Raw genomic sequence first — 21,764 nt, forward strand, 5'->3', positions numbered from 1 at the left:
GTGTTCTTCCCTGATGGCTTGGCCGTCCTTGATACCGAATAACGCTGGAGAGCTTTTTTCGAAACCCTGCTAAGGGCTATCCCCAGCGCATTAAAACCAGTAGCCATACGGCTGATACCGCTAGTGCGATCCAGATGGATAATGAGGTGAAACCAATCACTCCCAGGTGGATAAAGGCCGCCGAGAGCAGGCCGATAAACAGCCGGTCTCCGCGAGTAGTGGCAATGGGCAGGAACCCCTTGCGCTCTATGGTGGGAGACAGAATCTCCCATATTGTCATCCCCGCCAGCATGGCAGCGATTGATGAAAAGAATATGGCGGTGGGCATGGTCCATACCATCCAAGACATGGTGCGCTCTCCTCAGGTACGGCCTAGGGCAAAGCCCTTGGCGATATGGTTACGGACGAAATAGACCACCAGAATGCCGGGAATAATGGTCAGTACACCGGCGGCGGCCAGGGTGCCCCAGTCAATTCCGGAGGCTGTCGAGGTCCGCGTCATGATCATACCAATCGGCTGGGCATCGGTGGCTGTTAGCGTGCGTGCCAGTAGCAGTTCCACCCAGGAGAACATGAACAGGAAGAACAGCGTGACGCCGATCCCGGAGCGGATCATCGGAATGAAAATCTTGACGAAGAAGCGCGGAAAGCTATAGCCGTCGATATAGGCGGTTTCGTCGATCTCCTTAGGCACGCTGCTCATGAAGCCTTCCAGAATCCAGATCGCCAGCGGAATATTGAACAGGCAGTGGGCCAGCGCGACAGCAATGTGGGTGTCGAAAAGGCCCACCGAGTAGTAGAGCTGAAAGTAGGGCAGCAGAAAGACGGCGGGGGGAGCCATCAAATTGGTCAGCAGCCAGAAGAACAGGTGCTTGTCGCCGATAAAGGTGTAGCGGCTAAAGGCATAGGCGGCCGGAAGCGCCACACAGATAGTGATCAGCATATTCATGGCTACGTAAAGCATCGAGTTGACGTAGCCCATGTACCAGCTTGAGTTGGTGAAGATGCCAATATAGTTGTCAAAGGTCAGGTTTTGCGGCCACAACGTCATCGAGCCGAGAATTTCGCTGTTGGTCTGCAGCGACATGTTGATCAGCCAGTAAATGGGCAAAATCATCAGCGCCAGATAAAGGCCAAGCAGTATACGTGAGCGCCAATGCGCCCGAGCAGTGCGGTTACGCCGCTTGGTAGATGAAACTTTGCTAAAAATCGTGTTGTACTTTTCACCGCGCTGGGTGTTTTCGAGTTGGTAGCTCATGTTAAGCACCTCCATGCGGGGGCTTGTCTTTCTGCATGTGCATGATGGTGGTGTAGAACACCCAGCTCACCAGCAGAATGACAAGGAAGTAGATCAGCGAGAACGCGGCAGAAGGGCCCAGGTCCTGCTGGCCGATCGCCATGGTGGCCAGCGACTGACTCAGGAAGGTGGTCGAGCTGCCAGGGCCGCCGCCGGTCAACACGAAGGGCTCGGCGTAGATCATGAACGAGTGCATGAAGCGCAGCAGGACGGCAATAACGAGCACATTGGTGAGCTTGGGCAACTGGATATAGCGAAACACTGCCCACTTGGAGGCACGGTCAATACGTGCAGCCTGATAGTAGGCTTCAGGAATCGAGCGCAGGCCGCTGTAGCAAAGCATTGCCACCAGCGGGGTCCAGTGCCATACATCCATTAGCACGATGGTTACCCAGGCATCGCTGGCGTCACCGGTGATATTGTAGCTGATGCCCAGTTCGCGCAGCCCCCAGCCCATTAAGCCAATATCGCCACGGGTAAAGATTTGCCAGATGCTGCCCACGACGTTCCAAGGGATCAGCAATGGCAGGGTAATTAATATCAACACCGCCGAGGCCTGCCAGCCGCGTTTGGGCATGATCAAGGCAATCCCTATTCCCAGCGGAATCTGGATAGCCAGAATAATCAATGAGAACGAAATCTGGCGCAGAAACGCCGCTTGTAGCGCCTCATCGTTAAGCATGGTTTTAAACCACTCGGTGCCAGTGAAAAAGCTGGCGTTAGGGCCGAGCACATCCTGCACCGAGTAGTTGACGACGGTCATCAGTGGAATGATGGCGGAGAACGCCACCAATACCAGCATGGGAAGCACCAGCAGCCACGCTTTGTTGTTGGGTACCTTGTTATTCATGGCCGGTCTCCACGAGGTATTCATCGATATAGAGGGCGAGTTTTGCTGTATCGAACTCAGCAAACGCCGCTTCTCCCACGGGTGAGTGCCCTTCGGGAAGGCGTGCCTTGAAGGTTTGTCCGTTGAGCTTATAGGTCAGCAGGGAGTAAGTGCCGAGGTCCTGCACACTGATGACCTCGACGGGCAAGCTTTCAGCGCTTGGGCTTGCGCTAATGTCGATAAACTCGGGACGGATACCCAGCTTGATGTTGTTACTGCTGGCATGCGCAATGGCACGTTTGATCGATTCACTGACCGGCAGTGATTGGTGGCCGAACATGGCCTGTTCATCTTGATACTCGACGGCCATGAAATTCATGCCGGGACTACCGATGAAATAGCCTACAAAGGTGTGGGCCGGGCGTTCAAACAGCTCCCGTGGCGTACCGAACTGCACCACTTGGCCGTCATACATCACGGCTATTTTGTCGGCGAAGGTCGACGCCTCCAACTGGTCGTGGGTGACGTAGATCATGGTGATATTGAAGCGCTCGTGAATCTCTTTGAGCTTACGGCGCAGCTTCCACTTTAGCTGTGGGTCGATTACCGTCAGTGGCTCATCAAACAGAATGGCCGTCACGTCATCGCGCACCAAACCGCGCCCCATAGAGACTTTCTGCTTCTCATCCGCGGTCAGGTTCTTCGCCTTGCGGTTCAGCAGTGGCGTCAGTTCCAAAATGTCGGCGACTTCCAGTACCTTGGGTTTCACCCGATACTCGGGAGTATTCATATTGCGCAGGGGAAAGGCGAGGTTGTCGAACACCGTCATGGTGTCGTAGATCACCGGGAACTGAAAAACCTGGGCAATATTGCGCTCTTCGGGGGGGAGTTCGTTAACTCGCTGACCGTCAAAAAGGACGTCACCCTCTGAGGGTTCAAGCAGGCCGGAAATGATATTGAGCAGCGTCGATTTACCGCAACCCGATGGCCCCAAGAGCGCATAGGCACCGCCTTGATGCCAAACGTGATCCATCTGCCGAATAGCGTAATCCGCTGCACCCTTGGGCGTTTTTTCATAGGAGTGCGCCAGACCCTTTAAAGTGATCTCAGCCATGGGCAGCTCCTCCTTGACTTACAGGAATATGAACCGTGTGTCCCTGTTTGTCGAAGGCGTAAAGTTGATGGGTGGGGAAGTAAACCTTCAGGGGTTCATTAACACTAAACTGGTGGATGCCTGCTAAGTGCAGCACTAAGGGGAAGCGCTCGTGGTGAACATGCAGGAAGGTTTCAGAACCGCTGATTTCAGCTACATCCACATGGACATCCAGCGCTAGGTCATCGGCTCGTTGTGGTTGCAGGGTGAGGTGTGAAGCACGGACACCAAAATCATAGTCACCTGGCTCTAAGCGCTTTAGCTTGTCATCGCAGGGAAAGTGTAACGTTTGATCGAAAGTGATTTCGGTATCGGTAAGCTGACCGGGAACAATGTTAATTGGCGGCTCGGAGAACATCTCGGCGCTGAAGCGGCCGTTTGGCTCCCGGTAAACCTGTTCGGTAGGGCCATACTGAAGCAATCTGCCTTCATGCAGTACAGCGGTGTTTCCACCCAGCGCCAGCGCCTCATTGGGCTCGGTAGTGGCATACACCGCGATGCAGTTGCGTGCTTTGAAGAGATCACGCAGCTCATCGCGCAGCTCTTCGCGGAGCTTGTAATCCAGGTTGACCAGCGGTTCATCAAACAGAATTAAGTCGGCATCTTTGATCAAGGCCCGCCCCATGGCAGTACGCTGCTGTTGACCGCCGGAAAGCTCTTGCGGGTAGCGGTTAAGCAAGTGTTCGATATGCAGCATTTCAGCAATTTCGCCAACACGCTTATCAATCTCGCTTTTTGGGTGTTTGGCCAGTTTCAGTGGCGACGCAATGTTGTCGTAAACGGTGAGGCTGGGATAGTTGATAAACTGCTGGTACACCATGGAGACGTTGCGCTTGCGCACGGAAACGTTAGTGACGTCCTTGCCATCCATGATGATCTTTCCGCGGGTAGGGGGCTCAAGCCCCGCCATAAGACGCATTAGAGTGGTTTTTCCGGCCAGCGTCCGCCCTAGCAGCACATTGAATGAGCCTGGCTCAAGCGCTAAGTCTATTCCACTGATATGAGGCACACCGTTAACGATGTGATCGATATTTTGCATATGTAAGGACATGCCGATCTCGCTAGCGTCATTGTTATTGGAGCATGCTATTAGAAAGGCGACAAAATAGGTGAGGCCGCTTTCGTTTACGAAAGGCTAGTTGATCATTTGCGAACTTGCAACGCGTTTTTGGGCGATAAGACTAGGCATTTAGGCGTAGAAAGCGAACACAAAAAGCCGACTACTGTCGCGCAGTAGTCGGCTATGCCTATCAGTAACTTACTGAATAATAGTGGTTACTTAACGTTTTCTTCTTCCTGCTGTGGTGCAGGTGTTGTTTTGCCGTTGTGATCGATCAGCGTGGACTTGTTCTTGGCAAATGCGTCGTAGGCAAAATCATCCACGGTGAGCATTTCCAGAACCTCGGCCTCAAAGGTGCGCATGAAGTTGGCATCTTCTTCATTGATCAGACCTTTTTCCAGACCGGCCTCTACACGTGCCTCTGGATGCAGCGCCGTTTGAGGGAGCTCGCCTTTGGCATATGCCTTGTTCAATGTGCGGTAGATCGCTTCGGCGCGGTCATAATCGACCAACAAAGCGTTGTAGCGCGCCAGCGGGTTGCGCTGCTCGCCGTCGTCTGTATCCCAGGTATTTTCCAGCAGCTTCGTGCGCAGGGCGCTGTGTGTAGAAACACGCTTAGCGATATCCCGCGCCAGGTCGTCGTGGGGTTTGTTCCAGCGGCGGCCGGTCGGCATCACCACGGCGTTGAGGGTCTTGCCCAGCGCACGGTTGGGTAGATTATCGAAGATCTCCACAAACGCCTGTTCGGCACGCTGAAGCAGGAAGCGACAGCTGTAATGCAGCAGCGCTTCTTCGCCTTCTACCTTGCTACCCGCCTGCCACTGCTTGAGCACCATAGAGGTCAGATAGAGATTAGAAAGTACATCCCCCAGCCGGGCGGAGATCATTTCGCGTTTCTTCAGCGCTGAGCCCAGGCTTGCCATAGCTGCGTCGGCGCATAGGCCAAAGCCAGCGGAAAGGCGGGCAATGTCCTGAGCATAGATGGTGGCTGGGCCATCAAAGGGAACGCTGGATTTGCCGATGCCAAAGCCGAGGGTAAAGGCGCGCGCGGCGTTACCAAAGATCAAGCCCGCGTGGCCAAAGAAGGCTTTATCGAACGCCTTCATGTCATTGGTGTCTTTTGCAGCCAGCTCTTCAAGCACGTAAGGGTGGCAGCGGATCGCGCCCTGACCAAAGATCATCAGGTTGCGGGTCATGATATTGGCGCCTTCCACGGTAATTGCTACCGGGTTGGCGCTATAGCCGATACCGAGGTAGTTGCGCGGGCCTAGTGTCACCGCCTTGCCACCGTGAACATCCATGGCATCACTAAGCAGCACGCGCTGGAACTCGGTCAATTGACTTTTCAGAATGGCTGAGGGCACTGCAGGCTTTTCGCCGTGATCGATCATGTTGGCGGTTTGATACACAGTGGCCTGGGAGATATAGGCCAGCGCTGCCATGCGGGCAAGGGGCTCTTGCACACCTTCCATTTCGGCCACCGGCACGTTGAACTGGCGACGTACGCGAGTGAAGCCGCCGCTCCAACCCAAGGCGTAGCGTGCGGTACCGGTAGCGCCGGAGGGGAGCGTGATGCAGCGGCCGATCGAGAGACACTCGACCAGCATCCGCCAGCCCTGGCCGATCATGTCCGGGCCACCAATGATGGTGTCCAGCGGTACAAAGACATCTTTGCCGATAATCGGGCCATTCATAAACGGGCTGCCGATAGGATGGTGGCGGCGGCCGATTTCCATGCCAGCGGTATCACGGGGGATCAGTGCCAGCGTAATACCGCGATCTTCTTCATTACCCAGCAGTTTTTCCGGGTCAAATAGACGGAAGGCAAGACCGACGACAGTGGCAATAGGCGCCAGGGTGATCCAGCGTTTTTCGAAGTTAAGGCGCAGACCAAGCACTTCTTCGCCATTAATAGTCTGCTTACATACAACGCCGGTATCGGGCAGTGACGTGGCATCAGAACCTGCACGAGGGCCGGTGAGGCCAAAGCAGGGAATCTCACGGCCATCGGATAAGCGTGGCAGGTAGTGATCTTTCTGCTCTTGAGTACCGTATTTAAGCAACAGCTCGCCAGGCCCCAAGGAGTTAGGTACGCCCACGGTGACCATCAGGGTTTCGTTGGCGGAGAGCTTTTGCAGCACCATGGACTGCGCTTTGGCCGAGAAGCCCAGGCCGCCGTACTCCTTCGGAATGATCATGCCGAAGAAGCCCTCTTTTTTCAGGTAGTCCCAAAGCTGCTGGGGCAGGTCTGCACGCTCTTGGGCGATATCCCAGGCGTTACACATGCCAGCGGCTTTGGCACACTGATTGGCTAAGAAGGCTTTTTCATCGTCGCGCAAGCCTTCGTCTTTAAAGGCGAGCAGCTTTTCCCACTGGGGTTTGCCCGAAAATAGCTCACCGTCCCAAGAGACGCTGCCTGCTTCCAGGGCCGTGCGCTCGGTGGCGGATACTTTGGGCGCCACTTTTTTAAAGGTGGCGAATAGGCGCGGCGTCAGCCATTTGCGACGCAAGGCGGGCAGGCCTGCCACGGCGACAGCGGCGGCGCCAATCAATAGCAGAACGCCGATCACTTCAGCGTCTAACAGCAGGCCGACAAGGCCTAATACGCCAAGCACCACAAGCGCCGCGGGGGCGCCTGCTTCGCGACGCATGACCACGAGCAGGCCACCAATGGCGAGCACGATAAGGAGTAGGGTGAGCATAGTAGTTCTCTCTGTTTCAGGCCTATAACGACAGCCTGCTGTTGTTAATGAGCGCGTTAATCGAACACTTGTTTGAATATTGGCAGATAGGCGCGGTTTTATGCAAGCCTTTAGGTATGTTTACACCCGGATGCCTTGTTAGATATAAAAAAATGCCATGGCGTGAAGCCATGGCATGTTGAGTAGCGAACAGAGGGAATGTTCAGGCGCGTTTGGCAGGCGCGCCGTTGGCGACGTAGTAGTCCACACTCGACCGGGGCAGCGGCTCATTACCCTTGATGCGGTCGGCGATCTTTTCCGCCAGCATGATGGTGGGGGCATTAAGGTTGCCGGTAGGAATCACCGGGAAGAGCGAGGCGTCGACCACGCGCAGACCTTCAATACCATGCACGCGCCCCTGGCCGTCGGTGACCGCCATCTCGCCTTCGCCCATTCGGCAACTGCCGCAGGGGTGATAGGCGGTTTCGGCATGCTCTTTGACGAAGGCGTCGAGTTCGGCGTCGGACTGCACGTCCGGTCCCGGCGCTATTTCACGACCCCGGTACTTCTCAAAGGCTGGCTGGGCGATGATGTCACGGGTGAGGCGGATAGCATCACGGAACTCTTGCCAGTCTTTCTCTTTGGCCATGTAGTTAAACAGGATGCTGGGCGCCGCATGTGGATCTTTTGACGTCAGGCGGATACGGCCGCGACTTTCAGAGCGCATCGAGCCGACGTGGGCCTGGAAACCGTGGGCCTGCACCGCGCTCTTGCCGTTGTAGCTGATGGCGATGGGCAGGAAGTGGTACTGCAGGTTGGGCCACTCCTCTTCATCCCGGCTGCGAATAAAGCCACAGGATTCAAACTGGTTGCTGGCGCCAACGCCGGTACCATTAAACAGCCATTCGGCGCCAATCTTAGGCTGGTTGTACCACTTCAAGGCCGGGTAAAGTGAGATTGGCTCTTTGCACTCGTACTGGATGTACATTTCCAGGTGATCCTGGAGATTTTCACCCACGCCGGGCAGGGCGTGAACCGTCTCGATATTCAGTTCGTTCAGCAGTTCTGGATTGCCAATGCCTGAGCGCTGCAGAATCTGCGGCGAGGCGATAGCGCCACCGCATAGCAACACTTCGCGGCGTACGTAGGCCTGCTGTTTTTCGCCTTTTTGTTCATAGCGAACACCAACGGCGCGTTTACCTTCAAACTCAATCACATCGGTAACGGCATGAGTTTCGATGGTCAGGTTATGGCGCTTCTTGGCAATGTCTAGGTAGCCCCGGGCCGTGGACGCGCGGCGGCCTTTGGGCGTGACGAAACGGTCCATGGGGCCGAAGCCCTCTTGCTGGTAGCCGTTGACGTCTTCAGTCTCTGGGTAGCCTGCCTGTTTACCAGCTTCAATAAAGGTGCGATAGAGCGGGTTGTTAGTGGACTTTGGCGTGGTCACGCTCACCGGTCCATCGCCGCCGTGATAGCTATTGGGCCCAATGTCGCGGGTTTCGCACTTTTTGAAGTAGGGCAGGCAGCTCAGGTAGTCCCAATCTTCAAGTCCGGGCTGTTTGGCCCAGTTGTCGTAATCGAGCGCATTGCCGCGGATATAGCACATGCCATTAATCAGCGAGGAGCCGCCCAGGCCTTTACCGCGGCCACACTCCATGCGGCGGCCGTCCATATAGGGTTCGGGGTCGGTTTCGAAAGCCCAGTTATAGCGCTTACCCTGAAGCGGGAAGGCAAGGGCGGCCGGCATTTGAGTGCGGAAATCGAAGCGGTAGTCCGGCCCACCCGCTTCTAGCAGCAGTACGCTGACGTTGCTGTCTTCGGTGAGGCGAGTCGCGAGTACGTTGCCCGCCGAACCTGCACCGATAATGATGTAATCAAATTCGCGTGGTTGAGACATAGAGTCTCCTTTAGAAATCTTGCTGAGTCGAGGAAGGGAGCCGGTAGGCATAAAAGCGAAGCGTCTTTTTCAGGGCCGGAAAGTGCTCCATGCGATTCCGGCATTCCCGCCATCCTTGGCGGTCAGATGAAAAAAGCCGAGCGCCCATGGATGGGTTCACAGCGTCTTCGTGTTATGCCTACCGGCGGAGCTTAGTGCTGAAAGTTAAAACACTGACTCAAACGGCCCCATCTCGATTTGAACTGACTTGGTCTGGGTATAGTGGTTAAGCGTCTCGATACCATTCTCGCGACCAATACCCGACTCTTTATAGCCGCCTACCGGCATCTCGGAAGGTGACTCACCCCAGGTATTGATCCAGCAGATACCGGCTTCCAACTGATGAATGACGCGGTGGGCGCGATTCAGGCTCTCGCTGAAGACACCTGCGGCTAGGCCATAGTGGGTGTCGTTGGCGCGGCGAATGACTTCCGCTTCGTCATCAAAGGCGAGTACTGACATCACCGGGCCGAAGATCTCTTCGCGCACAATGCGCATTTCGTCGGTACAGTCGGTGAAGATCGTTGGTGCAGCCCAGGCGCCATCGGCAAAGCTGCCAGTGTTCCAATCGTCGCCGCCTACGAGCAGACGAGCACCTTGCTCCTTGCCCAAAGCAATGTACGAAAGTACTTTTTCTTGATGTTCAAAGCTAACCAGCGGGCCAAAGTTGACGCTCGGGTCCATCGGGTCGCCTGCTTTGATGCGCTTGACGCGTTCTACCAGCTTGGCTTCAAAGGCCTCTTTAACGCTGCGCTCAACAAATACCCGCGTGCCGTTGGTGCAGATTTGGCCGCTGGAGTAGAAGTTGGCCATCATGGCGGCGTCTGCGGCGCGGTCAAGGTCGGCATCCGCGAAGACCAGCAGCGGCGATTTGCCACCTAGTTCCATGGTGACGTCTTTTAGCGTCGAGCTAGCGGCGGCGGCCATGACTTTCTTGCCGGTTCCCGCTTCGCCGGTGAACGATACCTTGGCGATTCCGGGGTGCTCAGTGAGCATGGCGCCTACGCGGCCATCGCCCTGTACCACGTTAAAGACACCGTTGGGCAGGCCAGCTTCGGTAAAGATTTCCGCCAGTTTCATCACGGTGAGTGGCGTGACTTCACTGGGCTTGAACACCACCGCGTTGCCTGCGGCCAGTGCCGGGGCGGCTTTCCAGCAGGCGATTTGAATGGGGTAGTTCCAGGCGCCAATCGCACCAATTACGCCGAGCGGCTCGCGGCGGGTATACACGAAAGAAGTGTCGCGTAGGGGAATCTGGCTGCCCTCAATGGCAGGCGCTAAGCCAGCGTAGTACTCCAGCGCATCTGCGCCGGTAACGATATCGACGCTAGCTGTTTCGCTGATCGGTTTGCCGGTATTGCGGGTTTCCAGCTCGGCAAGCTCGTCATTGCGCTCTCTCAATAGCGCAACGGCGCGCAATAGGATGCGCGAGCGCTCCATGCCGGTCATTGCAGCCCATTCCCGCTGGCCCCGCTGAGCAGCTTCTACGGCCGTGTCGACATCCGCTTGGCTGGCTTGACCAATCGTGGCAAGCAGGCTGCCATCAAAAGGGTTGGTGACAGTGAAGGTGTCGCCTGATGAGGCATCTACCTGGCGACCATCAATATAGAGTGGCTGTACGTTTTGAGCGGCCATGTCGGTCTCCATGAATAAGAAAATTAACTGTAAATGTTGGATGCTTTCGTAGTGCATCCATGATGAGCAAAAAGCTGGTCGAGATAGGTGTGCGCAAGGTGGCGGGCTTCTGCCGCGTCAAGACCTTCAGGCGTCAGGGCGCCACGCAGCCATAGGCCATCAATCATGGCCGCCAAGCCGCGGGCCGCGTTACGGGCCTCGGCGTGGGGCATGACGCGTTTAAACTGGTGACATAAGTTGCTGTAAAGGCGGCGGTCATTGACGTTCTGCAAACGCTGCAACATCGGTTTATGCATGCTGCTGGCCCAGAAGGCTAACCAGGTTTTAGCGGCAGGGCCGGTGACCTGGGTGCGATCAAAATTGCCCTCGATAATGGCGCCGATATACGCACGCGGGGAGTCATCTTCCAACGCATGGCGGCGCACTGCCACGGCCTTGGTAAGATCAGTCAGAATTTGCCGCATGGTGGCCTCGAGCAGGCCGTCTTTACCGCCAAAATAGTGGCTGATAATACCCGCTGAAACCCCCGCATGGCGTGCAATACGCATGACGGTGGCTTCTGCCAGACCGACTTCATCAATGGCTGCCATGGTCGCGTTGATCAACTGCTGGCGGCGTATCGGTTCCATTCCCACCTTTGGCACAGCGTTCTCCTAATTCGTTGAATGCCTAACTTGGGTAGATGCTTGAAACCCAGGCGCAGGCATGATTACCTAACCATGATGGCATTTTTTTATTGAACGTTCAATCAATAAAAAGACGCCGACATTTACACTGAATGCGACCACTGCCACCACTGAGTGTTCGCAGCAGACGTTTAAGGGGAACCACGATCATGAGCAGAACTTCTTCACGCTACGCAGGTGCTTTATTGCTGGCAGCAGGCCTACCGGCGGTAGCTTACGCCGACGAGTGCAGCAGCGTGCGCTTTGCAGAAGTGGGCTGGACGGACATCACCGCGACGACAGCGCTAGCCAGTGAAGTACTTGAAGGGCTTGGTTACGAGCCAAGCGTGGATACGGTTTCCGTGCCGATCGCCTACGCAGGCATGCGCAACAATGATTTTGATGTCTTCCTGGGTAACTGGATGCCTTCGATGGCTTCCATCAGCGACCCCTATATCGAGCGTGGCGAGGTTGAGCGCCTGGTGGCTAACCTGGAAGGGGCGAAGTACACCCTCGCAGTGCCCCAGTATGTTTACGATGCTGGCGTGACCTCGGTTAACGATTTAGCGGAGCATGCCGACCAGTTTGATCGCAGCTTGCATGGTATCGAGGCGGGTAACGACGGCAACGAGATGATCGAGCAGATGATCGATGATGACGCTTATGGCCTTGGCGATTGGCAGGTAATCGATTCCAGCGAAGCGGGAATGCTGGCTGAGCTAAGTGCCCGAGTACCCAACGAGCAGTGGATGGTGTTTTTAGGCTGGGAGCCGCACCCCATGAATTCCAACTTCGAGATGGCCTACCTATCTGATGCCGATGACTATTTTGGCCCAGATTTAGGCGGTGCGACGGTGCACACCAATACCCGTGCGGGCTTTGTGGAGGAGTGCCCCAATGTGGGAACGCTATTGCGCAACATGACGTTTACCCTGGAAATGGAAAACCAACTAATGAGCGCGATCATGGATGATGGCGAAGACCCTCGTGATGCCGCGCGTGATTACTTGAAGGCCAATGATGGCGTGCTTGACGAGTGGTTAGACGGCGTGACCACACGCAACGGCGAGCCTGGTGCTGAAGCCGTGCGTACTGCTATTCAATAAGTCAATTTCGATACGCTTTGTTAACTAGCAGGGCAAGCCGGAATCCGGCTTGCCTTTCATCGTTAAGATAGGCATAATCTGCACCCGTTGATGAGGAAAGGCTACGTAGCTCAGCTGGTTAGAGCACATCACTCATAATGATGGGGTCCCCTGTTCAAATCAGGGCGTAGCCACCACATCAGCATTAACACACTTATTTAACAACCGAGTGTGCCGTTATGGTGGCCCCTTAGGTCCTCCCGCAACGCTAAACTGCGAACCCCGCCAGGCCCGGAAGGGAGCAACGGTAGTGGTGGCTGCGTGTGCCGGGATGTGGCTTTTGGGGCCGCCTCCATTTTGGCTTTTCTAGTCTGTTGTGATATGAATTCCAGCCAAAATGCCATATTTTCCGGTTTGTCGTGACATAACCTATCTTTGTAGTAATTCTACGAAATGGGGTGGAGTCATTTATAAACACAAGCTCAGCCACCCCCGTGTCAGAAACTCTATAAATTTGTAGCGCAAAATCCATAACAGTAATAACTGTTGACTCGCTGCTCGAATTTTATGCATCCGCTATTTTCTTCATTCTTTAGTTTTACCTAGCTGCATAAACAAGGGTGCTTTGTCCCTGGATTAAATATTAAGTTTGCTAAACCAATAAATATAAAATTATTAAGGTTCCAACTCCTGCAGCTCCTAATGCGTCGAGCGTATCGAACAAATCATTTTCAACCATTTTCAATTCACTGAGAGAAAAATAGCGACCGAGTAACTGTGATATACCATTTGACGTTACACTTAATATGGCGATGGTGATCTCGATGTTTTCTATTCCCGTTAACCACAGCAGAGTCGCTAGTAAAGTAACTAAAACAACGCTGGCTCTAAAGGAAAGCCATTTAGCAGAATGAATAGAGGCGTTGACACCGCCTACCAAGCCCTCCGAGGTTGCCATTTTTTTGGGTAGAAGCCGTCTCCAAAAACCTTGGCTGGAGCCCAATAAATGCGATAAAACCATGTGCATACACCAGAATAGTTGAGCAGAGTGGAAAGCAGCTTGCCATGGAATACTTAACGATCACTTAAGCATTCATTAATTGGCGAGGCTCCGGCACGTTTGGCTAATATCTTTTGCCTGCTGGTAAACGTCCGTTGCTACGTCAAGCAAACCCAACACGCTGTGAAATAAGTTATCGTGCGAGGCGGCTTGATCAGAGACTTGGCGTAAGCAGTCCGTATCAAGCCCTTGCTGCTGTGAAAATGAGTTGGACAGCCACCACACCATAGGCACATGCGTCTGTTCGTCGGGGGCAATAGCGTAGGGAATGCCGTGCAGATAAAGCCCTTTTTCGCCAAGTGATTCACCATGATCCGAGAGATAGATCATCGCCGTTGCGTATTCATCCTGATGCTTTAACGTCTCAATCACCTGATCCAATACGGTGTCGGTATATAGAATGGCGTTGTCGTAGCTATTGGTAATGGCCTCTCTTGAGCACGTGGCTAAATCAGCGCTGTTGCAGGTGGGCACAAAACGCTCATAAGCAGGAGGGTAGCGTTGGTAATAGCTGGGTCCATGGTTGCCTAGCTGATGCAGCACGACCACCTGATCTGCTGAGGTACCGCTAATTTGCGTGGTTAATGCTTGAACCAGTGCTTCATCAAAGCAACGTCCATCTTGACATAAAGACGCATACTCCTCTGGCGAGAGCGCTTTTGTTGTCACTCCGTCGCAGACACCTTTACAGCCTGACTGGTTATCAAGCCAGGTGACCTCTAACCCGGCGTGAGCTAATACGTCCAGCAAGGATTCATGTTGCTGAGCATACGATTTAGCGTAATCGGCACGCCCTGGTAATGAAAACATGCAGGGTAATGAGACTGCTGTGCTTGTACCGCATGAGAAAACATCTGAAAAATTGATAACGTCAGGCTGCAGGGCAAGTTTAGGTGTGGTTTGGCGTTCATAACCATTTAACCCCCAATTCGCCGCCCGTACCGTTTCGCCCACCACGATGACGAGAAGTGTGGGTTTGTCACCCGCTTGTGAGCTGATACTGGCGTCCTCACCCACTGGGGAACGCACCGTATTCGCGGAAGCGTGTTGGCTGGAAAGCGCCTGCGCCATCGAAACAATATAATTACCTGGGGTCACCAAGTAGCGAAGCTCTTTATTGTTGCGCATGAGTGACGACACTTCTTGATAAGATAAAAAGAGCGCTAACAGCAATATAACAGCGCTAGCAAGGCAATAAGCCGAGCGACGCAACATTGCCTTCTTCCAGGTTGAAGGTGTGATGTTAACGCGCCAAATCATGACGGTAGGCAAGCCAAAAAAGATTGCCAAATGAATCAGTAAACCAGCGGTGAGAAGTTCCTGTGCTTCGTTAGTGTCCGTTTGAAGCACATTGTCTAGCATGGAGGTGTCAAAATAGGTGCCGTAGTAACTGGTAAAGTAACTGACAAAGGCGGCAATCAGAAACAGCAAGGTTAATAAAGGTTTTACCAGCGTTCGAAAAGCAAGGCTCACGAAGATCAAATAGTTAAGGCAGGTCATCACCAAAAACATATTGGCAAAGGTTAGCCACGTCTGGACGGCAAGAGGGTCATAGCCAGCAAAGGCTTGTTGCCAAAAAGGGACATTGTAAAAAACACTGAATATGACAACACCCCATAAGACAAGCTGCTCCGTACTTAATGTGGGGCGATAATGCCAAGCGGTGCCTACAATTTTTGAAGGCAATGACAGCAAAGGGGGCATTGAAAGGCTCTCTATATGAAAAGATTAATGAACGCTGGGGGGTAATAAGAATCTTGAAAGGACAAAGCTTACGGTCCAACAAATCATGACGGTCCAGAGGTCATGGGAGAGAAAGTGCGCCCCGCGGAACTGTTGAGTGATCCCAAACGTAAGGCCAAGCCCTAAGCCCAGTGCAAGCCCTGCCCATCGCCAGTGGGGCCGTATGGCGGCAAAAAAGAAGTAGAGGGCTATCCAGGTATACCCTGCGCTGGCATGCCCGGCGGGAAAGCAGGCGGACGCTGGCATTGAGGAAGGCCGTATGCTGAGCAAGCCAATAAAGTCGCGTGCCCCACCATAGCGAACTAAATCCCAAGGGCATTCCATGCTCACTAGGTGTTTAATCGTTGCTACAAGTAGCGCTGAAAGAAGCGTTGCGGAAAAAAGATATAAAAGCGGCGTGCGATACGCTTTAAGACGAGTAACCACGGTGCTTAGTATTAATAGGAGGAGTGTGGCTAAACCCATCGCCAAGCTTAGCCATTTACCGCCTTTGTGAAGAATATCTTGGGTAATTAAGGTGTTTTTCCATGCCCAAGCATTACCCTGAAGGCGATATATAAAGTCCGTTATCGTAAAATCTATGTTTAGAGTGCTGAAGGCTGACATGGCGATTATAAATAAAAGCCAGGCGGATGCTACGGGTTTGAAAGAATTTAGTAGAGCAGCACGCATAGCCACACACCCATCATCATAAAAATGGTCATCATGACGGCGGCAGCCCCCATGTCTTTAGCACGCCCGCTAAGTTCGTTATGTTCTAGTCCAATACGGTCAATGGTGCTTTCGATGGCGGAGTTAATGAGCTCCACTATCACTACAAGGGTGAGTGAAGAAAACAGCAATGCTTTTTCCACTGAAGTGGCATTAACAAAAAATAAAAAAGGGTAGAGGACGAGGCATAGCATCACCTCTTGTCTAAAGGCAGACTCATTTATCCAGCAAGCTTTTAAACCCGATACTGCATTCATAGAAGCGCGGAAGATGCGTTTGAAACCCGTGCCATTGGGTTTTGACGTCGTTGAAATAGGCAAGACAGTACTCTCGATAACGTAACAGTAGGGTCACTATAAAGTGCAAAACTTAACGAACAGTTATGCGCTTTAATTCAGTGGCTAGAATGCAAAGGGGCAGCGCTGGGTGGTGGTGTTACCCACTGTGTTGGTTGATTTGTTGCCGAGGCCGATTGAACGGGATCCGTTGCGTTTTGTCCGTTAAGATTAGTGCGTATGGCTTCTATTACCGTGCTGATTTCTGGGTGCCACAGAATAGTGTCATAGGCTTCTCGTGGTACGAAAGCGAGTGATTTTTTTTGGCGTACCAGGGAAATGGTGGCGACATCGAGTGCTGCCGCTAAGTGCATAGGCCCAGAGTCTGGCGTCACGAGTAACCGCGCACGTTCCAAAACCGCGGCAAAGTGGCGGATAGGAAGCGGTGAGCATAAGCTGCCATAAAGTGATGACTTCAAACGCTTCTCAATAGGTGCTAGAAGCCTAAACTCCTCCGGTCCAAGAAATACAATATAGCGTATTTTACGGGCTTCCATGGCATCGATAAGCATTAACCAAAATTCCAACGGCCAACGCTTGTTTTGATGCCCGCCTACGAAGATCGCAATAAAATTTGTATCTGGTGGTTGTTCGCTATGAAGGCTGGCTAGCTGTTGTATTTTCGTTATTGCCTGATAGCGTTCCTGCTCTGTTATCTGGAGCAATGGCCGGTTACGGCAAGCAACACCGAGCGGACGTGTTAAGTTAACGATGGCATCGTAGGCATGTGATGACGTACCTTCCGCCTCAATGCTGTACCAGCGCTGGTGACCTTTACCTGAACCCATGGTGTACCGTGCCCCTATTAACCGGGTCACTATAAAACCGCTCGTTGATCCTCCACTCACTTGTACCGCCAGGTCATAGCGTTGTGCTCGTAGACGTCGTAATAATGTCACACACTGCCAAGGTCGAAGAATGGCGCTTCTCGACAGTAAAAAGAAATAATCAACAGGTCGTTGTTGCAACAGTGGCCATGTTTTATCAGTCGCTAAATAGTCTATGCGCGCGGAAGGAAAACGTTCACGAAAAGCATCGATGACAGGGGTACTAATTAGCGCGTTGCCTAGACGAAAATTGGGGCGAATAATGAGAATTTTTTCTACGCCCACAAGGCTGTCAATGGTTTCTGGTGTAGGTGCTTTGAGGATATACCGTATGCCTCCCAGTAAATATTGCTTCATTCTTTTTTCTAAAAAACGGGCCATTATTTTTAAATAATAGTTTGTTCTAATAAGTGTTAGTAATTGCATGTTATGGCGCTCTCTCAATTAATAAAAAATAGCCTGCCCACGGTTGCGACAGGGCATAATCAAAATAACTGTCACTGAAGGCACTGCTTGGGCTTTGCCCATGGCGAAAGAGGCAGCATGAGCCTAAATAACTTAAAGAAGAGTTAAACTGCGTAAGAAGTTCGAAAAGATAGGGTGGTTGGCTTACTGGTTGCATTCAGATGAGGTTGCTTTTTGAGAAGTAAGTTACCCTATTTAAGAAAAGCTTAAGTTTTGGTAGCCAAGATAGCGGCTTGTCGATTGAGGGAATCAGCATGCGTGCACTACTAATAGAAGATGATCCCTTGCTTGGGGATGGCATCAAGACGGCGCTGGAGCGCGAGGGCTACGCGGTTGATTGGTTTATGCTTGGCCGCGAGGCAATCAGCGCTATCGGCAGCGAGACCTTTAGTGTGATTATTTTGGATCTTGGGCTGCCCGATATGGACGGTATGCAAGTACTGCATTTACTCCGACAGCAATCTACTCTGCCTATTCTTATTTTGACGGCCCGTGATGCGATGGAAGACCGTATTGGGGGTTTAGATGCGGGGGCGGATGATTATGTGCTCAAGCCTTTCAATTTGCAGGAGCTCCTCGCCCGTTTGCGTGTCGTAATGCGGCGCGCTGAGGGGCGGGCCTCGCAAATATTGACGCTGGGTGCACTGAGTATTGATGAGGCTCTCCATGCGGTGAGTTGGCGGGGCAAAGACGTAAAGTTGGGCCGACGCGAGTATGCCTTATTGCTAGAGCTAGCTAGGCACCCTGACAGGGTGCTATCTCGCCCTCGTTTAGAAAATTTGCTTTACGGCTGGGGCGAAGAGGTAGAGTCCAACACGGTGGAAGTTCACATTCATCATCTGCGAAAAAAGCTTGAAAAACATCTAATTATTAACGTGCGGGGGATTGGCTACCGACTGGATAGCCAGGCGCAATGAGATCGATACGGCGTTATCTGCTTCGCACGCTAGCCATTACCATGGTGGTCGCTGGGGGCGTTGCGGTTACCGCGGCTTACTTAATTACGGATCACGAGCTAGAAGAAATTCTCGATACACAACTCAGTCTGCATAGCCGGATTGTGGCTGGCCAACTCGATCCAAACGCTACCATCGACGACTATGCTCGCCTTGCTGCGCGCATGGGCCTTCCCGCGCATCCAACCCAGCTATATCGTGACGGTATCGCCGTGCCCGTGAGCAGCTCTGAATCAGGTCCCAAGCTTTACCACGAGGAAGAGCTTAAATTAGTACTGGGTTTTTGGAATGCCGATGGCTCACCCAGGCTGTTAGGGGGCAAATGGAATGATGCAGGGCCTTTCCCCGCGCCTTTAGAGGAGGGTTTTCGCTGGGAAAGCTACGATGGTCACCGCTGGCGGGTTTTCAGCATGTTCGATGTTGCCAGCGATACCTGGATCAGCATGGGACTACGGGGTTCGTTTCATGATGAAGTGGTGGAGCGCATCACCTGGAACAATTTATTGCCGATGCTCTTGTTGCTGCCACTCCTTCTTTGGCTGATGAGTAGAGTTATCCGGCGGGGTGTTGCACCCATCCAAGCACTTTCCAGCCAGGTACAAGGTCGCTCCGCCCACGACCTGCGTCAAATCAATAATCCGGTTCCTCAAGAGCTTAATGGATTACGCCAATCACTAAACGACTTTATCGCCCGGTTGAAAGCCACGTTAGAGCGCGAGCGGCGCTTCACTGCAGATGCGGCCCATGAATTACGCACGCCCTTGGCAGCGCTGAGAATCCACTTAGATAATGCGCAGGCAGGGGGAGAGCAATCATTACAAAAGGCTTATGTCGGGGTTGAGCGGCTTCAACGGGTGGTAGAACAGCTGCTCATTTTGGCTCGTTTGGATCAAGTTGCCACAACCTCACCGGCCACTATTGACCTCTATCCGATTATTGCTGAATTGATAGCCGAGCTGTGGCCACTCGCTGATGAGCGAGATCAGCACTTGAGGCTAACAGGCTTAACCCGGTTGGAGGTTCGCGCCGACGAAGTCGAGGTGGGAATGCTCTTTCGTAACCTACTGGATAATGCCTTGCGCTATACGCCGGAAGGCGGTCAAGTGGAGGTAGAGTTAGCGCTTTGGGAGGGGTTGCCTCAACTCACGGTGAGTGACACTGGCCCCGGCCTCCCCGAGGCACTGTTGGATAAAGTCACTGAGCGCTTTCGGCGCGCGTCTGGCCAGGGTACCACCGGCAGCGGGTTGGGTTTATCGATTGTCTCGGAGTTGGCTCAGCGCCAGAACGCACGCCTTACGCTTAGTAATCGTACGCCCAATGGCCTGGCGGTCAGTGTGGTGTGGGAGCAAAACCAACATCAGGATCGCTGATTAGCTTACAGTGCTTTTCTTTGGAACAAGTGATTGAATCTAAATGCATTTCAACCGTTATATGCACCAGAGAATCGCACTGTTGCTACAAGCGCTGGCTAAAAATATGCCCTGAAGGCTGTTGCCACACAGCTATCTGCCACTCTCCCTCTGAAAAGAAAGGGGAAATCAATCACGAGGTGAGGCCATGCAACATACAGAGCACCATCGATCTAACCGTTCAGGTTGGCTGCGCGCAGCCGTCATGGGCGCGAATGATGGCCTTGTCTCGACTAGCAGCCTGATACTCGGCGTGGCAGCAGCGAGCACCGCGCATAGCGACATTATGTTGGCCGGTATTGCGGGGCTAGTGGCCGGGGCTATGTCGATGGCCGCCGGTGAATACGTCTCCGTTAGCTCACAGTCTGACACCGAACATGCGGATCTTGCGCTTGAGCGCCAAGCGTTGATAGAACATTTTGATGCTGAACTGGAAGAGCTGGCAGCGATTTATGAAGCGCGTGGGTTAACACCGGCGCTAGCCACGCAAGTCGCTGAACAGCTGATGGCAAGCGATGCGCTAGGCGCTCACGCCAGAGATGAGATTGGCATCACCGAGACAAGCCAAGCGCGCCCACTCCAGGCGGCCTTTTCATCGGCTGTGACCTTCACGGCTGGCGCCATGTGGCCGTTGCTAATCGCCTGGTGGGCGCCGCCGCCATTGCTTATTCTTCTGGTGGCGCTCTTCTCGATACTGTTTTTAGCCTTTCTAGGGGCGGCGGCTGCCCGTGTGGGTGGCGCGCCGATACTCAAAGCCTCGGTGCGCGTAATGTTCTGGGGCGCATTGGCGATGACCTTGACCTTCGGCATAGGCCGCTTGTTCGGTGTCGTGGCATAAATAAGGGATAGTGCAGCCATTGCTCTGTGTCAAACAGGTCTGAAAAGGCCACTCGTGCAAAATTAAGGAGTGGCCATTATCATTGCATTGTCTTAACAACATCTTAATTAAGACTGAACATCATGAGCCTTAGTGTTGGGGGTAGAGGTAGGGCGGCGGCGATAGCCATGCAACATGCTAGCGATCAAATTATCGCCTTGCTTGAGGCTTTCTACCACAGCACCCAATACATGCAGTGGTACTAGAAAAAGAATCGCGTTGGCCATGAATTCGTGGGTTTCTTCAACCCAGCCAACCCCCCAGAAACGATCCGTTTCTTCCATCATGTAGCCAGTAAGTCCCAGACCGAGGATTAGCCCAAGCAGCACCAGCATCATGATAGCGCCCAGCGGTGTATGGGTAATGCCGGTTTGCTCTATCTTGCTGTCGCGACCGCGCAGCACACATTGAAGTCGGCTCACGGTAGGCCAAAAGCTCCGCCAGCGTGCACTCCAGGGACCGATAAATCCCCAAAGGATGCGTACGACGATTAATGCCACCAAGGCATAACCGACCCATTGGTGTATATCGCCCCCTTCTTCGGTTAGCCATAAGTTGACGGCTACGCCAGCAACCAAAGCCCAATGTACCAACCTGACCAACGGGTCCCAAACACGGATACGGGTATTATCGGCCATGGTAACCTCCTGATCAGTCTTCGACTTCCTGCTTCACGATGCTGGCATCTACTGGGTTGAAATAGATCTCTACCCGGCGCTCCTGCTCGTCCCAGCCGTATATCTCGTAGCAGTTTCCCTCGGTGACCTTAAATTCTTTGATTTTGTAACCCATCTCGCTGATACGTTCTTCCATATCAGCTTGGCTGATCCATTCGTCACTGGGGGCATCAGTACAATGAGTCTCGGCCAGCGCAGCCGTGCTAGCCGTCAGTAACAACGCCGATGTTATAATCTTAGTGATGTGAGTTCGCATAAGTAATACCTCTTTTCGATGATGGGTGGCTGTGCAAGACATATTTGTCGATTGGCACAAGGATCATCCTAAATGAGGTAACTTATGGCAGGCTTAAAAAAAGGTAA

At 53.1% G+C, this 21,764-nt stretch carries 20 protein-coding genes, 1 tRNA gene and 1 other RNA gene; 6 read left to right on the forward strand and 16 right to left on the reverse strand.

Annotation, left to right across the window (positions count from 1 at the left end):
• Positions 1-76: 76 nt before the first annotated feature.
• The 9 genes from ACWI0H_RS09355 to betI all read right to left on the reverse strand — a co-directional run bounded on the left by ACWI0H_RS09355 (position 77) and on the right by betI (position 11,235).
• Positions 77-349, reverse strand: coding sequence for a DUF2160 domain-containing protein (locus ACWI0H_RS09355; protein ID WP_008956665.1), 273 nt, complete (start codon positions 347-349; stop codon positions 77-79).
• Between the two features lie 12 nt (positions 350-361).
• Positions 362-1,258 carry a carbohydrate ABC transporter permease gene (locus ACWI0H_RS09360; RefSeq protein WP_176303502.1) on the reverse strand — a complete coding sequence of 299 codons (897 nt, stop codon included), beginning with the start codon at positions 1,256-1,258 and terminating at the stop codon, positions 362-364.
• Between the two features lies 1 nt (position 1,259).
• The gene (locus ACWI0H_RS09365) at positions 1,260-2,147 is read right to left on the reverse strand and encodes a carbohydrate ABC transporter permease (RefSeq protein WP_101145344.1); all 888 of its coding nucleotides are present in this window, start codon (positions 2,145-2,147) and stop codon (positions 1,260-1,262) included.
• Positions 2,140-3,240, reverse strand: a complete 1,101-nt coding sequence (locus ACWI0H_RS09370) for an ABC transporter ATP-binding protein (protein WP_485875983.1) — start codon at positions 3,238-3,240, stop codon at positions 2,140-2,142. The genes ACWI0H_RS09365 and ACWI0H_RS09370 overlap by 8 nt, the downstream gene beginning before the upstream one ends.
• Complete coding sequence (locus ACWI0H_RS09375; protein ID WP_485875984.1) at positions 3,233-4,330, reverse strand: ABC transporter ATP-binding protein; 1,098 nt, start codon at positions 4,328-4,330, stop codon at positions 3,233-3,235. Before ACWI0H_RS09375 ends, ACWI0H_RS09370 begins: the two co-directional genes overlap by 8 nt.
• 224 nt (positions 4,331-4,554) lie before the next feature.
• Positions 4,555-7,041 carry an acyl-CoA dehydrogenase gene (locus ACWI0H_RS09380; protein ID WP_485875985.1) on the reverse strand — a complete coding sequence of 829 codons (2,487 nt, stop codon included), beginning with the start codon at positions 7,039-7,041 and terminating at the stop codon, positions 4,555-4,557.
• Positions 7,042-7,243: 202 nt separating this feature from the next.
• Positions 7,244-8,917, reverse strand: coding sequence for a choline dehydrogenase (betA, locus tag ACWI0H_RS09385; protein WP_485875986.1), 1,674 nt, complete (start codon positions 8,915-8,917; stop codon positions 7,244-7,246).
• Between the two features lie 204 nt (positions 8,918-9,121).
• Positions 9,122-10,591 (reverse strand): betaine-aldehyde dehydrogenase, encoded by a 1,470-nt coding sequence (gene betB / locus ACWI0H_RS09390; protein WP_176303507.1) that lies wholly within the window; start codon positions 10,589-10,591, stop codon positions 9,122-9,124.
• A 23-nt stretch (positions 10,592-10,614) separates the two neighbouring features.
• Positions 10,615-11,235, reverse strand: a complete 621-nt coding sequence (gene betI / locus ACWI0H_RS09395; protein ID WP_335597262.1) for a transcriptional regulator BetI — start codon at positions 11,233-11,235, stop codon at positions 10,615-10,617.
• A 191-nt stretch (positions 11,236-11,426) separates the two neighbouring features.
• Between betI and ACWI0H_RS09400 the strand changes: the two genes are divergently transcribed.
• The 3 genes from ACWI0H_RS09400 (at position 11,427) to ffs (ending at position 12,687) form a co-directional block, all read left to right on the forward strand.
• Entirely contained in the window at positions 11,427-12,362 is a 936-nt protein-coding gene (locus tag ACWI0H_RS09400) for a choline ABC transporter substrate-binding protein (protein WP_339884722.1), read from the forward strand.
• Positions 12,363-12,461: 99 nt separating this feature from the next.
• A tRNA-Met gene (locus ACWI0H_RS09405) sits at positions 12,462-12,538 on the forward strand.
• A gap of 52 nt (positions 12,539-12,590) precedes the next feature.
• Positions 12,591-12,687: signal recognition particle sRNA small type (ffs, locus tag ACWI0H_RS09410), an RNA gene on the forward strand.
• Between the two features lie 306 nt (positions 12,688-12,993).
• Here the strand turns inward: ffs and ACWI0H_RS09415 are convergent.
• The 5 genes from ACWI0H_RS09415 to ACWI0H_RS09435 form a co-directional block, all read right to left on the reverse strand.
• Positions 12,994-13,362 carry a hypothetical protein gene (locus ACWI0H_RS09415; RefSeq protein WP_035563666.1) on the reverse strand — a complete coding sequence of 123 codons (369 nt, stop codon included), beginning with the start codon at positions 13,360-13,362 and terminating at the stop codon, positions 12,994-12,996.
• Between the two features lie 75 nt (positions 13,363-13,437).
• The gene (locus ACWI0H_RS09420) at positions 13,438-15,105 is read right to left on the reverse strand and encodes a phosphoethanolamine transferase (protein WP_035563669.1); all 1,668 of its coding nucleotides are present in this window, start codon (positions 15,103-15,105) and stop codon (positions 13,438-13,440) included.
• Between the two features lie 24 nt (positions 15,106-15,129).
• Entirely contained in the window at positions 15,130-15,816 is a 687-nt protein-coding gene (locus tag ACWI0H_RS09425) for a phosphatase PAP2 family protein (protein WP_022523382.1), read from the reverse strand.
• Positions 15,798-16,175, reverse strand: coding sequence for a diacylglycerol kinase (locus tag ACWI0H_RS09430; protein WP_022523383.1), 378 nt, complete (start codon positions 16,173-16,175; stop codon positions 15,798-15,800). Before ACWI0H_RS09430 ends, ACWI0H_RS09425 begins: the two co-directional genes overlap by 19 nt.
• A gap of 74 nt (positions 16,176-16,249) precedes the next feature.
• The gene (locus tag ACWI0H_RS09435) at positions 16,250-17,443 is read right to left on the reverse strand and encodes a glycosyltransferase family 9 protein (RefSeq protein WP_022523384.1); all 1,194 of its coding nucleotides are present in this window, start codon (positions 17,441-17,443) and stop codon (positions 16,250-16,252) included.
• A 293-nt stretch (positions 17,444-17,736) separates the two neighbouring features.
• On the opposite strand from ACWI0H_RS09435, the gene ACWI0H_RS09440 reads away from it, so the two are divergent.
• The 3 genes from ACWI0H_RS09440 to ACWI0H_RS09450 all read left to right on the forward strand — a co-directional run bounded on the left by ACWI0H_RS09440 (position 17,737) and on the right by ACWI0H_RS09450 (position 20,685).
• Positions 17,737-18,399: a response regulator gene (locus tag ACWI0H_RS09440; RefSeq protein ID WP_022523385.1), complete on the forward strand. Its 663-nt coding sequence runs from the start codon at positions 17,737-17,739 to the stop codon at positions 18,397-18,399.
• The gene (locus ACWI0H_RS09445; RefSeq protein ID WP_022523386.1) at positions 18,396-19,808 is read left to right on the forward strand and encodes an ATP-binding protein; all 1,413 of its coding nucleotides are present in this window, start codon (positions 18,396-18,398) and stop codon (positions 19,806-19,808) included. Before ACWI0H_RS09440 ends, ACWI0H_RS09445 begins: the two co-directional genes overlap by 4 nt.
• 187 nt (positions 19,809-19,995) lie before the next feature.
• Entirely contained in the window at positions 19,996-20,685 is a 690-nt protein-coding gene (locus ACWI0H_RS09450; protein ID WP_022523387.1) for a VIT1/CCC1 transporter family protein, read from the forward strand.
• 107 nt (positions 20,686-20,792) lie between these two features.
• Here ACWI0H_RS09450 and ACWI0H_RS09455 read toward each other — a convergent pair whose 3' ends face one another.
• Complete coding sequence (locus tag ACWI0H_RS09455) at positions 20,793-21,362, reverse strand: cytochrome b/b6 domain-containing protein (protein ID WP_336275258.1); 570 nt, start codon at positions 21,360-21,362, stop codon at positions 20,793-20,795.
• Between the two features lie 13 nt (positions 21,363-21,375).
• Positions 21,376-21,657, reverse strand: coding sequence for a PepSY domain-containing protein (locus ACWI0H_RS09460; RefSeq protein ID WP_022523388.1), 282 nt, complete (start codon positions 21,655-21,657; stop codon positions 21,376-21,378).
• Between the last annotated feature and the right edge of the window lie 107 nt (positions 21,658-21,764).

The organism is Halomonas sp. NYA30 (assembly GCF_976980765.1).

Bases quoted from the DNA above. Each gene is read 5' to 3' on its own strand.
- ACWI0H_RS09355 (WP_008956665.1), bottom strand. From the start codon at position 349: ATGTCTTGGATGGTATGGACCATGCCCACCGCCATATTCTTTTCATCA.
- ACWI0H_RS09360 (WP_176303502.1), bottom strand. From the start codon at position 1,258: ATGAGCTACCAACTCGAAAACACCCAGCGCGGTGAAAAGTACAACACG.
- ACWI0H_RS09365 (WP_101145344.1), bottom strand. From the start codon at position 2,147: ATGAATAACAAGGTACCCAACAACAAAGCGTGGCTGCTGGTGCTTCCC.
- ACWI0H_RS09370 (WP_485875983.1), bottom strand. From the start codon at position 3,240: ATGGCTGAGATCACTTTAAAGGGTCTGGCGCACTCCTATGAAAAAACG.
- ACWI0H_RS09375 (WP_485875984.1), bottom strand. From the start codon at position 4,330: ATGTCCTTACATATGCAAAATATCGATCACATCGTTAACGGTGTGCCT.
- ACWI0H_RS09380 (WP_485875985.1), bottom strand. From the start codon at position 7,041: ATGCTCACCCTACTCCTTATCGTGCTCGCCATTGGTGGCCTGCTCGTG.
- betA (WP_485875986.1), bottom strand. From the start codon at position 8,917: ATGTCTCAACCACGCGAATTTGATTACATCATTATCGGTGCAGGTTCG.
- betB (WP_176303507.1), bottom strand. From the start codon at position 10,591: ATGGCCGCTCAAAACGTACAGCCACTCTATATTGATGGTCGCCAGGTA.
- ACWI0H_RS09400 (WP_339884722.1), top strand. From the start codon at position 11,427: ATGAGCAGAACTTCTTCACGCTACGCAGGTGCTTTATTGCTGGCAGCA.
- ACWI0H_RS09415 (WP_035563666.1), bottom strand. From the start codon at position 13,362: ATGGTTTTATCGCATTTATTGGGCTCCAGCCAAGGTTTTTGGAGACGG.
- ACWI0H_RS09420 (WP_035563669.1), bottom strand. From the start codon at position 15,105: ATGCCCCCTTTGCTGTCATTGCCTTCAAAAATTGTAGGCACCGCTTGG.
- ACWI0H_RS09425 (WP_022523382.1), bottom strand. From the start codon at position 15,816: ATGCGTGCTGCTCTACTAAATTCTTTCAAACCCGTAGCATCCGCCTGG.
- ACWI0H_RS09435 (WP_022523384.1), bottom strand. From the start codon at position 17,443: ATGCAATTACTAACACTTATTAGAACAAACTATTATTTAAAAATAATG.
- ACWI0H_RS09440 (WP_022523385.1), top strand. From the start codon at position 17,737: ATGCGTGCACTACTAATAGAAGATGATCCCTTGCTTGGGGATGGCATC.
- ACWI0H_RS09445 (WP_022523386.1), top strand. From the start codon at position 18,396: ATGAGATCGATACGGCGTTATCTGCTTCGCACGCTAGCCATTACCATG.
- ACWI0H_RS09450 (WP_022523387.1), top strand. From the start codon at position 19,996: ATGCAACATACAGAGCACCATCGATCTAACCGTTCAGGTTGGCTGCGC.
- ACWI0H_RS09455 (WP_336275258.1), bottom strand. From the start codon at position 21,362: ATGGCCGATAATACCCGTATCCGTGTTTGGGACCCGTTGGTCAGGTTG.
- ACWI0H_RS09460 (WP_022523388.1), bottom strand. From the start codon at position 21,657: ATGCGAACTCACATCACTAAGATTATAACATCGGCGTTGTTACTGACG.